Source organism: Pseudomonas sp. YY-1, assembly GCF_002843095.1.
Classification (GTDB): domain Bacteria; phylum Pseudomonadota; class Gammaproteobacteria; order Pseudomonadales; family Pseudomonadaceae; genus Aquipseudomonas; species Aquipseudomonas sediminis_A.
The window spans coordinates 199257-211270 of sequence record NZ_PJLX01000009.1 but is presented as its reverse complement, the minus strand read 5'-3'; the positions used below and the strand labels follow the sequence as shown (position 1 = coordinate 211270).

The following is a 12014-nucleotide window of genomic DNA, read 5'->3' as shown; positions in this document are numbered from 1 at the left end:
CGGTGTCCTAGGCCACTAGACGAAGGGGACACACCCCGGAACATCAAGCAACTTTCCGGCTTCCTTCGCTTCGCTTTGGGCTTTGCGCTGGAAGTGGCGCGCATTCTATGGAGGCTTTTAAAGGTCGTCAACCACTCTCTAAAAAATTTTTAAAATCAAAGACTTCAGCCCAGAAATCGATATGCCACTAGGAGCCATGCGACCAAGCCACTACACTCGGTCGAAAAGTCGATTCTCGAGAGGTCCCAAGCAGTGTCCGCACTCGTGATAACCATGCTGATCGTCGGCGGCATCGCCCTGTTGATGGTGATTGCCTACATCAACCACGCCGTCGAGAACAGCAAGCTGGAGAAAGCGCGCCAGCGCGCCGACCTACTCGACCGAATTCGTCGCTGTCAGGACATCTCCGAGCGTATACCTGGCCAATTGATGACGCCGCAGCTGAAGCTACTGCTGAGCCAGTTACAGTTGCAGGCCAGCGAACGCTTACTGCCACTGGAGAAACAGAACACTACCCTTCGGAGCGATATCGACACGCTTAAGGCGCAGGTCGCTCAGGGCGAATCCATTGCCGTGAAGAACCCTCCTCAACCCATCGCCAACGAAGCCAAAGCCAAGGACGTGCGTTTCCTGCTGGAAAATCTGCATGCCCTGATCACCGGTTCGGTTCAGGCCGGCCTGCTACCCGCGGGCGACGGCAAGCATTGGCTCAAGCAGATTCGGCAGATGCTGGTGCTGGTGCATATCGAGTTCTTCAGCACCCTGGGCCAGGCGGCCATGCAGCAGAAACAACCCGGCCAGGCCCGCCTGGCCTTCGAGCGTGGCGTGCAGTACCTGCGCAAGCAGCCAGATCCCGCGCCCTACCAGGCGCAGCTCAAACGATTCGAGGAGCAGTTGGCACGTGCCAATGCCATGGTGCTCAACAACAATGCTCCAACAGCAGAAGAACCGAGCCAGTTGACCGAAGGTCTGAAAGATCTGGAAGGCGACGACTGGAAGAAGAAGAACATCTACGACTGAGGATCGCCACGCTCACTCGAGCACACTGACCGCCGCTAGGAGTCGCAATGAGTCTGACTGTATATGGAGCTCCGCTGTCCCCCTTCGTCCGCAAGCTCTGCCTGTGCCTGATCGAAAAGGGCCTGGATTACGAGCTCGAAGTGGTCATGCCCTTCGGCCAGCCCGATTGGTTTCGCGAACTCAACCCGCTAGGCCGAATTCCCGCCTTTCGCGACGGCGACCTCAAGCTGGCTGACTCCAGCGTCATTTGCCAGTACCTGGAAGAACGCTACCCCGAGCACACACCGCTGTATGGCGCCGATGCCGAGCAACGCGCCAAGGTGCGCTGGCTGGAAAAATACGCCGATTACGAGCTGGCGCCACTGTGCACCTTCACCGTGTTCCGCAACCGCGTGCTGAAAGCCACCATGGGTCAGCCCTGCGACGAGGAAAAGGTGCAGCAGACGCTCAGGGACAAACTGCCCAACCACTTCGACTACTTCGAGACCACGCTGGGTGATGCGCCCTATTTCCTCGGTGAGCAGCTGTCCATGGCCGACCTGGCGCTGGCCAGCCAGCTGATCAACATGGAGCATGGCGGGGAAACCCTGGATGCCGGCCGCTGGCCGAACCTGATGGCGCACTACGAGCGCATCAAGAACCGTGCATCCACACAGCAACTGCTGCCGCGTGAACTGCGTACGCTGGAGAAGATCGGCGCCAAGCGCTGAGCCTGCTTCGTAGGGTGTGCCGTGCGCACCGATTGCGAAACCAGCTTCGGCGACGTCTCAGGCCTGCGGTGCGCGCGGCGCACCCTACCGGATCGAGCTCAAACCGCCGCATCGCCGAAGCGTATTCAGCAGTCGCTGGCCGCCAGGAATACCGCTGCCAGCGCTTCGATGCCGGTCTGATCCACCTCGGTGAAACGCCCTACCGACGGACTGTCCAGATCCAGCACGCTAATCAGGCGGCCGTCCTTGACCAAGGGCACCACCAGTTCGCTGTTCGATGCACTATCGCAGGCAATGTGCCCCGGGAAAGCATGCACATCCTCGACTCGCTGGGTTTGCAGGCTGGCCGCCGCTGCGCCGCAGACACCACGACCGAAGGCGATGCGCACGCAGGCCACCTTGCCTTGGAACGGGCCAAGCACCAGTTCGCCATCCTTGACCAGATAGAAGCCAGCCCAGTTCAGGTCGGCCAGCTCGTGAAACAGGAAGGCGGAAAACTGCGCGGCATTGGCAATGAAATCACGCTCACCGGATAACAGCGCCTGCAACTGCGCAGTCAGCAGCGGATAGCCATTGAGGCCGTCACCCGTCTGGGAAAGATCGATCATGCCTGTTGCTCCAGCAGTTGCAGCCCGACCCAGTGGCGGGCGAATTGATAAGCGCAGCGGCCATTACGGTTACCACGACCCAGCGCCCAGCGGATGGCGGCCTTTTCCAGCGCCTCGTCCCAGCTCCAGTTCAGCCCGACCTGACGCGCCTGCACATCCACCCAGTGGCGCACGACGATCAGGAAGTGATCCTGAGTGAAGGGATAGAACGACAGCCACAGGCCAAAACGGTCGGACAGCGCGATCTTGTCCTCCACTGCCTCGTTGGGATGTAGCTCGCCGTCGACCCTCTTCCAGTTCTCGTTGTCACTCTGATGCTCGGGCACCAGATGGCGACGGTTGGACGTGGCGTACAGCAGCACGTTGTCCGGCGCCTGCTCCAGCGAGCCGTCGAGCACGCTCTTGAGCACACGGTAGTCGCCCTCACCCGCCTCGAACGACAGGTCATCGCAGAACAGCACGAAACGTTGCGGCAGACCGGCCAGCAACTCGACCACGCGCGGCAGATCGGCCAGGTGATCGCGTTCGATCTCGATCAGGCGCAGACCGGCCTTGGCGTGCTCGGCGAGCAAGGCACGCACCAGCGATGATTTACCGGTGCCGCGCGCGCCCCAGAGCAAGGCGTGATTGGCCGGCATGCCGCTGACGAACTGGCGGGTATTACGCGCCAGTTGCTCGCGCTGGACGTCCACGCCCAGCAGGTCGCTCAGCGACAGATCAAGACTGACATCCAGCGGCAGCAGGTAGCCACTGCGCCCATCACGCACCCAGCGCGCCGCCACGCACTGGCTCCAGTCCACTTCCGGACGCAGTGCAGGCAGCAGGGGCTCGATGCGCTCCAGCACCTGTTCGGCGCGGGCGAGAAAATCCAGCAATCGGGAATCCACGATCTACTACTCCTTTTGCGCAGAACCGCACGTTGCAGGCTCTGCCGGTACAGGGTCGCTATCAGCTATGCTTGGCAAGCGCCCAAGGATCAGAGACGACGCACGCATTCATGGATATATCGCTCACCAATCGTCTGTCGTTCAAACAGGCCGGTCTGACCGTCCTGGTGGCGTTTATCCTTGGTACGCTGCTCAGCGTCACCCAAGTGGCGGTCGATTATGCCAGCGAAGAGGCCTCCATCAACCGCGAGATTCGCGCGCTGCTGGAAATCAGCCACAACCCCGCCGCCCGCATCGCCTACAACATCGACGCCGAACTGGCCCAGGAGCTGGTTCTCGGCCTGCTGCGCTCCCCTGCGGTGACCCGCGCGGAACTGATCGACAACAGCGGCCTGGTTCTGGCCAGCGTCAGCCGTCCACGCAGCGAAAGCCGTTATCGGGTATTGAGCGACAGCCTGTTCGGCGCCCAACGGCAGTTCCAGGACCCGCTCCACGTCAGCCACGCCCCCGACGAGGCCCTCGGTTTTCTGCGCCTGGAGGTCGACACCTACGCCTTCGGCAGCCACTTCCTGAAACGCTCGATGCTGACCTTGCTCACCGGGTTCGCGCGCAGCCTGCTGCTGTCGCTGATCCTGCTGGTGCTGTTCTATTTCATGCTGACCAAACCCCTGACCGGGGTGATTCGCGCCCTCAGCGAACGCAACCCGCAGGACCCGCAGCATCGCCCCGTGCCCTGCCCCAAAGGCCATGAGCACGACGAGATCGGCACCCTGGTCGAGGTCACCAACCGCCAGTTGTCGAACATCGCGCTGGAGATCGAGCAACGGCGCAACGCCGAGGATCGCCTGACCCAGTACCTGAGTGAACTGGAAAACATCGTCTCGGCCCGTACCGCCGAACTCAAGGCGACTAACGTGCGCCTCAGCCAGTCCAACGCCGAGCTGGAAACGGCGCGCACCACCGCCCTGAACATGGCGCAGGCGCGCTCCGCCTTCCTGGCCAACATGAGCCATGAGATCCGCACCCCGCTCAACGGCCTGCTGGGCATGCTCGCCCTGGCCCTGGACGGCCCACTCAGCGCCGAGCAGCGTCAACAGCTGGGTATCGCACACGATTCCGGCAAGGTGTTGGTGGAGCTGCTCAACGACATTCTCGACCTGTCCAAATTCGAAGCTGGCCAGCTGGAGCTGGAGGAAATCCCCTTCGACCTCGGCGCCTTGGCCGAAGAAACCGCCAGCTTGCTGTCGCAGAACGCCACCAGCGCCGTGGAGCTGACCTGCCTGATCGATCCGGCACTGCCGGCGCAGGTGCTGGGCGATCCGACGCGGGTGCGCCAGATCGTCAGTAACCTGCTGTCCAATGCGCTCAAATTCACCCGCTTCGGTCGCGTCGACCTGATCGTCGCCTGCGCTATGGACGGCATCAGCATTCGCGTACGCGATACCGGCATCGGCATCGCCGAAGACGCCCAGGCACGTATCTTCCAGCCCTTCGCCCAGGCCGAAGTGGGCATCACCCGTGAGTACGGCGGCACCGGCCTCGGCCTGGCACTGACGCGCCGCCTGTGCGAGGCAATGCACGGCAAGCTGAGCCTGCAATCGAAAGAAGGCTTCGGCAGTGAGTTCTGCGCCGAGCTACCGCTGCCTACCCATGTGCAAGCCAGCTCACAACCGGCGCTGGAGGGCCGCATCGTCGCGCTGACCCCGACCAGCAGCGGCCTGCAACAGATGCTCAGCCAGTGGCTGCCCGCCTGGGGCCTGAGTTATCAGCGCCTGGATACCGATGCCAACCTGCACGGCGTGGAGGCCGACCTGCTGATCAGCGATTGCCCGGAATGCCTGTTCGGCATTCGTCCGGCGATAAGCACACCGGTGTTGCTGGTCACCGCCTACGGCAACTTCCTGCCGCATGAGCAGGCACAACGCCTTATGCCGCTGCTGCAGATCGCCCGCCCAGTGTCGCGCAATGGCCTGCTACAGGAGCTGCGGCACGTCCTGCACAGCGACGACGGCGACGTTCACAGCAGTGCCCAGGCGCAGCCTGTGCGGGAAAGCAGTGCACGCGTACTGCTGGTCGAGGACAACCCGGTCAACCAGATGGTCGCCAAGGGCATGCTGGGCAAGCTCGGCTATCAGGTGCTGGTAGCCGGCCATGGTGGTGAAGCGCTGGAGGTTCTGGAGCAGGAACCTGTCGACCTGATCCTGATGGACTGCAATATGCCGGTGATGGATGGCTACGAGGCCAGCCGGCGCATTCGCAGCAACGGGCGCTGGCCGAAGTTGCCCATTGTCGCCCTGACCGCCAATGCGCTGTCCGACGAACGCGAACGCTGCCGCGCCGCCGGCATGAACGACTACCTGGCCAAACCCTTCCGCCGCGAGGAACTGGCAGCCATTCTGGATACTTGGCTGCCCGCCGACCTCACTCGCTGAGCCTGGCCAACAGGCGATCCAGACTGCGGCGCAGCCCTTCCATCTCCAGCAGGTCCTGATCATCGAACTGGCAGAGCAGCTGCGCCTTCAGCGGCAAGACCTGCGCCTGGAGCGCCCTACCAGCATCGCTCAAGGCCAGATGCACCTCGCGTTCGTCCACCTGCGCGCGACGGCGCTGCACCAGCCCCATCTGCTCCAGACGCTTGAGCAGCGGCGTCAGGGTCCCGGAGTCCAGTTGCAGGCGTTGCCCGAGTGCCTTGAGCGTCGGCTGCTCAGGCGCCCGCTCCTGCCACTCCCACAGCACCAGCATCACCAGATATTGCGGGTAGGTCAGGCCGAGGCCGTCGAGCATCGGCTTGTAGGCGCGGATCACCGCGCGTGAAGCGGCGTAGAGCTTGAAGCACAGCTGGTTGTCCAACTGCAGCCCAGCGGTATCGAAAGCACTCATTTGAGCAGAGCTTCGATCTCGCTGCTCAGCTCTTCGGGCTTGGTGGTCGGGGCGAAACGCATGACCACCTGGCCATCCTCGCCAATCAGGAACTTGGTGAAATTCCACTTGATGCCCTGACTGCCCAGCAGCCCCGGTGCGCGCTTCTTCAACTGCACGAACAACGGGTGAGCATCGCTGCCATTGACGTCGACTTTCTTGAACAGCGGGAAGCTGACGCCGAAGTTCAGCTCGCAGAATTCCGAGATGGCGCCCTCGTCGCCCGGCTCCTGCTTGCCGAACTGATTGCAGGGGAAACCGAGCACCACCAGGCCCTTGTCCTTGTATTGCTGCCAGACGTTTTCCAGGCCCTTGTACTGCGGGGTGAAGCCGCACTTGCTGGCGGTGTTGACCACCAGCACGGCTTTGCCGCCGAAGTCAGCCAGGGTCTTCTGCTCGCCCTTGATGGTGGTGACCGGGATATCGAAAAGCGCGTTGCTCATGAGGAATCGTCCTGAATGGGCTGAAAGTGACGAACAAGGTAGCGAGCAATTAAATTGCATGCAATTTAATAAATGCAAAATAAGGCGCATGGATAGCGCCTTATCGTAGGGTGTCGCGGGGCCACCTAGGCTGTGCGCACCTCGGGGCTCTGCGATATCAGCCGGTGCGCACAGCGCACCCTACACAAGGGTCGCGCCCAAGGCTCGCACCAGCGCAGCCAGTGGTAATGAGTCACCCTGGATGCGCACATGCAGACCATCGATTTCGCGGCGCATGGGGTAATGCTTGCGCAGGCGGTCGAAGCCGGCGCGACGGGCATCGGCATCGCCGACCAGACTACGGCGAAAATCCGCATCGTCGCGGCGTGGGTCGTAGACCGAGCGGCAAATACTGGCCAGCGCCCAGGCCGGATCGGCGCTGCTATCGATACTCAACTCGCTCAACCAGGGCGCCGGCAGCAGATCGGCCAGACTCACCTGCTCAGCCACGCCCAACGCTCGGCAGCAGGCCTGGTAGATCTGCGCTGTGCCGCGCAGCTTGCCGTCCAGGCTGTAGCCGGCAATATGTGGCGTCGCTAATTGGCACAGGGCGGCCAACTCAACATCGGCCTGCGGCTCGCCCTCCCACACGTCCAGTACCGCCTTCAGGTCAGGCCGCTGCGGCAGCAAGCTGCGTAGCGCGGCGTTATCGACCACGGCACCACGACTGGCGTTGATCAACCAGGTTCCTGGCTTCAATGCCGCCAGGCGAGTCGCACCGAACAGATGCCGCGTCGAAGCGTCCAGCGGCGTGTGCATGCTGATCACATCGCACTCGTCGATGATCTGCTCCAGGCTGACGAAGTCGCCGCCCTCGGCAGCCTGGCGCGGCGGGTCACACACCCGCACCTGCCAACCGAGACCACGCAACAGATCGACTAGACGCCCGCCAACCTGCCCCGCCCCGACCACGCCATAAATCCGCGCCGCCGGGTCGACGCCCTCGCGCTCGGCCAGAGTCAGCACACTGCCCAGCACGTAATCCACCACGCCACGGGCGTTGCAACCAGGCGCACTGCTCCAGGCGATTCCAGCCTCGGCGAAGTAATCGAGATCCAGATGGTCGGTGCCGATGGTGCAGGTGCCGACGAAGCGCACTCGGCTGCCTTCGAGCAAGGCGCTATTCACCTGGGTCACCGAGCGCACCAGCAGCAGGTCGGCATCACGCACATCGGTCGCTGTGATGCCGCGCCCCGACAGGCGACGGATGCTGCCGAACGCGGCGAAGAACTCATCGAGCAGGGGAATGTTTTCGTCGGCGACTATGTGCATGGCAGGCTCCATCAGGCAGGCCGCCATTCTAAGTCAGCCGACACCTTAGCGTCGCCCCACAGGCCGCCAGACAGAGGGGCAAATCGAACTTTCCTGACCGCTACGTCAAGGCGTAGACTACGCGGTTTCCTGTTATCCCGAAGAGTCGAAATGTCCACCGACAGCCGCCTTGGCCGCGTGCGCACGGAACTGCGCAGCCTCCTGCTCCTGGCCACGCCCATCATCATCGCCCAGCTGGCACACACCGCCATGGGTTTCGTCGACACGCTGATGGCCGGGCGCGTCAGCCCGCAGGACCTGGCGGCCGTGGCACTGGGCAACTCGATCTGGGTACCGGTATTCCTGCTGATGACCGGCATCCTGCTGGCGACCACGCCCAAGGTGGCGCAACGCTTCGGCGCTGGCCAAGAGGCCGACATCGGCCTGCTGGTGCGTCAGGCGCTCTGGCTGGCGCTGGTCGTCGGCGGCAGCGCCGCGGCCCTGCTGTGGAACGCCGAGTTCATCCTGCGCACGATGAACATCGACCCGGAGCTGATCACTCCGGCCGTGGGTTATCTGCGCGCCGTGGCCTGCGGCTTTCCGGCAGTGGCGCCGTATCACGTGCTGCGCTGTTTCAGCGACGGCCTTGGTCACACCCGCCCGGCCATGGTGCTGGGCATTATCGGCCTGCTGCTGAACATCCCGGCCAACTACATCTTCATCTACGGCAAGTTCGGCCTGCCGGCCATGGGTGGCGTTGGCTGCGGCTGGGCAACCGCGCTGGTGATGGGCTTCATGCTGATCGGCATGCTGATCTGGGTGAAGTGGGCGCCCTACTACCGCAGCAGCGCGCTGTTCACCCACTTCGAATGGCCGCAGTGGACGGTGATCAAACGCCTGCTGAGCATTGGCGTCCCGATCGGCATCGCGGTGTTCGCCGAGTCGAGCATCTTCGCAGTGATCGCTCTGCTGATCGGCGGGCTTGGCGCCACCGTGGTGGCCGGTCACCAGATCGCGCTCAACTTCAGCTCCATGGTGTTCATGATCCCTTACTCCTTGGCCATGGCCGCCACCGTACGCGTCGGCCAAGCGCTGGGGCGTGGTCAGCCACGTGAGGCGCGCTTCGCCGCCGGGGTGAGCATGGCGGCAGCACTGGGCTATGCCTGCATATCGGCCAGCCTGATGTTCCTGCTGCGCGAACAGATCGCGCAGATCTACACGCCGGACAAAACGGTGATCACGGTGGCGGCAACGCTGATTGTCTATGCGGCGCTGTTCCAGTTCTCCGATGCCATTCAGGTGACCGCGGCCGGCGCACTACGTGGCTACCAGGACACACGCATCACCATGCTGCTGACCCTGTTCGCCTACTGGGGAATCGGCCTGCCGGTGGGGTATGCGCTGGGGCTGTCCGACCTGTTTGGCGAACCGAGTGGCCCCAGCGGTCTGTGGCAGGGTCTGGTAGTAGGTCTGACCTGCGCCGCGGCGATGCTCACCGTGCGCCTGGCGCGCAGCGCACGCAAGCGCATTCGCCGGGCCGCCTGAGTCATTGGATAGGCAGGAGATCAGTTCTAGACTGAGCGCATGATTCGACCAGCCCTGCTCCTCTGCCTACTTCTGCTCGCTGCATGCGGCCCGGCCAACGACGGCCTGGCCCTGCAGAGCGATTACCTGCAACGCCTGCAACGCTCACTCGATGCTGCTGACGTCAACGCCTTCGACAATCGCAGTGTCAGCCGGTACCGCCTACCGGCCCGGCGTGAGCGGCTTAGCGAGATTCCCGAGTTGCGTATCGGCCTGCTCGATCTGGTGATCGATGCACGGCGCTGCCCGCACCTGCAACAACTGATCAGCCAGCGTAACAGCAGCCTGGGCAAGCAACTGATGCCCAGCCAGCGCCTGGGCTACGAAGGTGATCTGCTGCGCGCCATCGATGCCTGCCTGCCCCATCTGCAGGAAGACTCCAGCCTGAAGGCCACGCTGCAGCGCCTGGCCAGCGACAAGCGCCAGCAACTGCCCGCAGTATTCTGGAATGCGCTGAACGGCAGCCCGGAATTCGAGAACTACCTGCGTTTCGCCGATAAGGCCTTGCCGGTGAACACGCTGGAAGACAGCGCCGCACTGGACGCATTGCAGCGACTGGCCAGCATCGGCGCCGCGCTGCCTGCACAGCTGCCACCGAATGCCGACGAGCTGGAGCCGCTGTTCTTCGCCCTCTATGCCAGCGAACAGGGCGGTCAGTTGATTACCAGCCTGGCCAGCCTGCGCCAAAACCTCGACGCTGGCAGCGAACTGCTGGAGCAACGCCAGCAGAGTCGCCCGATCTGTCCACTGGGCCAGGCGACACCACGCGGACGCATCCTGCAGAACATCTTCGTCAAGTTCTACGCCGGCGGCCTGCAGCCCTATCTGGCACAGGTCGACCAGCGCGGCCGGCAGTGGCAGGCGGCGCTGCTGCAATTGCAGCGCATCGACAGCATTCCTGCCGCCACCCGCGAGCACCTGCAGCGGCTGGCCGGCGAGCAGGATTCGTTATGGCAGGATTTCCGCGCCGCGACGGCGCGTCACGTCAAAGCCTGGCAGGCTTTGCTAAACAGCTGCGGTCTGGCGCCGGGACAAGCAGGTTGGAACAACGCTGAAAACGACGCAGAACCGTAGGGTGCGCCGCGCGCACCAACAACCAGAGATAACACGGTTCAAGACACATCACCGGTGCGCACGGTGCACCCTACATGCGACATGCGTCACCTAGTCGGCCTTCTTGCGAATCCAGTACAGGTAGGTGCCGTCCTCTTCGGCCTGACCGAGCAGCTCGTGACCGAGAAACACGCAGAACTTGGGAATATCACGGCGGGTAGAGGGATCGGTGGCGATCACCTTGAGCAGACCGCCCGGCGACAGGTCGCGCACCTTGTTGTGCAGCATCATCACCGGCTCAGGGCAATTCAGGCCGCTGGCGTCGAGCAGGTCATCGTGGTTGAGGGTCAGGACTTCGGACATAAGGGGCTCCACAAACAGGCGCGCATTGTCGCGCAAAGCTGACCTTCAGGTCACCTGCGCGCAGACCATCACTTGCCATGCCGACGCAGGTGGCAGGTCACTTCCTCACGGTCGTGATACAGCTGCTTGCAGCCGATGCTGACCTTCAGACCGCGCTCGACCAGCCCCGATTCGATGCGATCGAGCAGGCGCCGCACTTCGGCGTAGCGCTGCTTCATCGGCAACTTGAGGTTGACCACCGCCTCGCGGCACAGCCCCTCGCCCAGCCAGGTTTCGATCATCGCCGCCGTGCGCGCCGGTTTCTCGACGATATCGCAGACCATCCAGTGCACCGGATGCCGTGGTCGGAAGGTGAAACCATCAGCGCGCTGATGCACGACAAAACCGGAGTACATCAGGCTTTCGGCCATCGGCCCGTTGTCCACGGCGGTGACGCGGATTTCCCGATTGACCAGTTGCCAGGTCCAGCCGCCCGGTGCGGCGCCCAGGTCAACTGCGGTCATGCCGGGCGCCAGGCGCTGATCCCACTGCTCGCGCGGGATGAAATGGTGCCAGGCTTCCTCCAGCTTGAGCGTGGAGCGGCTCGGCGCCTCGCGCGGAAACTTCAGGCGCGGAATGCCCATCGGCCACATCGCCTGGTTGTCCGCCTCGGCGATGCCGGCGAACACCTCACGGCCGCTCTTGAAGGTCAGCAGCAGGCGCGGCTTCCTGGCATCGTCCACCAGTTTGCCGGCCTTGAGCAGCGCCTTGCGCAGCGGCGCCTCGAACTTCTTGCAGAAGGTCGAGAGTTCCTTGCCGTCGTTGGTATCCACCACTTCCAGCCACAGGCTGCCGCACACCGGGTAATCAGCCAGCGCCTCCAGCAACACGCTGATACGGTCGCTTTCCGGCAGGCTGACATAGGCCCCGCGCGCCCATTGCCGCGGGAAAATCAGCTGATTGAAACGCACGCTGCGCATCAGCCGTTCGCAATCGGCCGCCTCGCTGCAGACGAACTCGGCGCACGCGCTGCCGGGCTTGGTCTTGGAGTAGCCTGGTACATCCAGGCGTGCAGCAAGGTCGGTGATCTCGGCGCAAACCTCCCCTTCGAAACCGGGGCGGCAATGCAGAAACAGGGTATTCATCAAAGGCTCTCCT

Annotated in this window: 12 protein-coding genes; 5 read left to right on the top strand and 7 right to left on the bottom strand. The window is 63.3% G+C overall.

Annotated features, from left to right (window positions below):
- Positions 1 to 252 precede the first annotated feature (252 nt).
- Both CXP40_RS14845 and CXP40_RS14840 read left to right on the top strand, forming a co-directional pair.
- On the top strand, positions 253 to 1020 hold the full coding sequence (locus tag CXP40_RS14845; RefSeq protein WP_243699052.1) for a hypothetical protein: 768 nt from the start codon (positions 253 to 255) through the stop codon (positions 1018 to 1020).
- A 47-nt stretch (positions 1021 to 1067) separates the two neighbouring features.
- Positions 1068 to 1730 (top strand): glutathione S-transferase family protein, encoded by a 663-nt coding sequence (locus CXP40_RS14840; RefSeq protein ID WP_099523052.1) that lies wholly within the window; start codon positions 1068 to 1070, stop codon positions 1728 to 1730.
- 125 nt (positions 1731 to 1855) lie between these two features.
- Here CXP40_RS14840 and CXP40_RS14835 read toward each other — a convergent pair whose 3' ends face one another.
- Positions 1856 to 2338 carry a GAF domain-containing protein gene (locus tag CXP40_RS14835; RefSeq protein ID WP_106734372.1) on the bottom strand — a complete coding sequence of 161 codons (483 nt, stop codon included), beginning with the start codon at positions 2336 to 2338 and terminating at the stop codon, positions 1856 to 1858.
- Entirely contained in the window at positions 2335 to 3225 is an 891-nt protein-coding gene (locus tag CXP40_RS14830; RefSeq protein WP_106734371.1) for an ATP-binding protein, read from the bottom strand. Before CXP40_RS14830 ends, CXP40_RS14835 begins: the two co-directional genes overlap by 4 nt.
- A gap of 110 nt (positions 3226 to 3335) precedes the next feature.
- On the opposite strand from CXP40_RS14830, the gene CXP40_RS14825 reads away from it, so the two are divergent.
- Positions 3336 to 5657 (top strand): response regulator, encoded by a 2322-nt coding sequence (locus tag CXP40_RS14825; protein ID WP_106734370.1) that lies wholly within the window; start codon positions 3336 to 3338, stop codon positions 5655 to 5657.
- On the opposite strand, the gene CXP40_RS14820 is transcribed toward CXP40_RS14825, so the two are convergent.
- The 3 genes from CXP40_RS14820 to pdxB all read right to left on the bottom strand — a co-directional run bounded on the left by CXP40_RS14820 (position 5647) and on the right by pdxB (position 7898).
- Positions 5647 to 6105 (bottom strand): MarR family winged helix-turn-helix transcriptional regulator, encoded by a 459-nt coding sequence (locus tag CXP40_RS14820; RefSeq protein ID WP_106734369.1) that lies wholly within the window; start codon positions 6103 to 6105, stop codon positions 5647 to 5649. The two genes, CXP40_RS14825 and CXP40_RS14820, sit on opposite strands and share 11 nt — an antisense overlap.
- Entirely contained in the window at positions 6102 to 6587 is a 486-nt protein-coding gene (locus CXP40_RS14815; RefSeq protein ID WP_106734368.1) for a glutathione peroxidase, read from the bottom strand. The genes CXP40_RS14820 and CXP40_RS14815 overlap by 4 nt, the downstream gene beginning before the upstream one ends.
- 180 nt (positions 6588 to 6767) lie before the next feature.
- Positions 6768 to 7898 (bottom strand): 4-phosphoerythronate dehydrogenase PdxB, encoded by a 1131-nt coding sequence (pdxB, locus tag CXP40_RS14810; protein WP_106734367.1) that lies wholly within the window; start codon positions 7896 to 7898, stop codon positions 6768 to 6770.
- A 150-nt stretch (positions 7899 to 8048) separates the two neighbouring features.
- Between pdxB and CXP40_RS14805 the strand changes: the two genes are divergently transcribed.
- Together CXP40_RS14805 and CXP40_RS14800 are read left to right on the top strand one after the other, a co-directional pair.
- Entirely contained in the window at positions 8049 to 9422 is a 1374-nt protein-coding gene (locus tag CXP40_RS14805) for an MATE family efflux transporter (RefSeq protein ID WP_106734366.1), read from the top strand.
- 39 nt (positions 9423 to 9461) lie between these two features.
- Positions 9462 to 10535: a DUF3080 domain-containing protein gene (locus CXP40_RS14800; RefSeq protein ID WP_106734365.1), complete on the top strand. Its 1074-nt coding sequence runs from the start codon at positions 9462 to 9464 to the stop codon at positions 10533 to 10535.
- 90 nt (positions 10536 to 10625) lie between these two features.
- On the opposite strand, the gene tusA is transcribed toward CXP40_RS14800, so the two are convergent.
- Positions 10626 to 10877, bottom strand: coding sequence for a sulfurtransferase TusA (gene tusA / locus CXP40_RS14795; RefSeq protein WP_106734364.1), 252 nt, complete (start codon positions 10875 to 10877; stop codon positions 10626 to 10628).
- 68 nt (positions 10878 to 10945) lie between these two features.
- Positions 10946 to 12001 carry a 23S rRNA (cytidine(2498)-2'-O)-methyltransferase RlmM gene (gene rlmM / locus CXP40_RS14790; protein ID WP_106734363.1) on the bottom strand — a complete coding sequence of 352 codons (1056 nt, stop codon included), beginning with the start codon at positions 11999 to 12001 and terminating at the stop codon, positions 10946 to 10948.
- Positions 12002 to 12014: the final 13 nt, after the last annotated feature.

What these genes read in the sequence shown, in the direction of transcription:
- CXP40_RS14840 (WP_099523052.1), top strand. Translation starts at nt 1,068, where the DNA reads ATGAGTCTGACTGTATATGGAGCTCCGCTGTCCCCCTTCGTCCGCAAG.
- CXP40_RS14835 (WP_106734372.1), bottom strand. Translation starts at nt 2,338, where the DNA reads ATGATCGATCTTTCCCAGACGGGTGACGGCCTCAATGGCTATCCGCTG.
- CXP40_RS14825 (WP_106734370.1), top strand. Translation starts at nt 3,336, where the DNA reads ATGGATATATCGCTCACCAATCGTCTGTCGTTCAAACAGGCCGGTCTG.
- CXP40_RS14820 (WP_106734369.1), bottom strand. Translation starts at nt 6,105, where the DNA reads ATGAGTGCTTTCGATACCGCTGGGCTGCAGTTGGACAACCAGCTGTGC.
- CXP40_RS14815 (WP_106734368.1), bottom strand. Translation starts at nt 6,587, where the DNA reads ATGAGCAACGCGCTTTTCGATATCCCGGTCACCACCATCAAGGGCGAG.
- pdxB (WP_106734367.1), bottom strand. Translation starts at nt 7,898, where the DNA reads ATGCACATAGTCGCCGACGAAAACATTCCCCTGCTCGATGAGTTCTTC.
- CXP40_RS14805 (WP_106734366.1), top strand. Translation starts at nt 8,049, where the DNA reads ATGTCCACCGACAGCCGCCTTGGCCGCGTGCGCACGGAACTGCGCAGC.
- CXP40_RS14800 (WP_106734365.1), top strand. Translation starts at nt 9,462, where the DNA reads ATGATTCGACCAGCCCTGCTCCTCTGCCTACTTCTGCTCGCTGCATGC.
- tusA (WP_106734364.1), bottom strand. Translation starts at nt 10,877, where the DNA reads ATGTCCGAAGTCCTGACCCTCAACCACGATGACCTGCTCGACGCCAGC.
- rlmM (WP_106734363.1), bottom strand. Translation starts at nt 12,001, where the DNA reads ATGAATACCCTGTTTCTGCATTGCCGCCCCGGTTTCGAAGGGGAGGTT.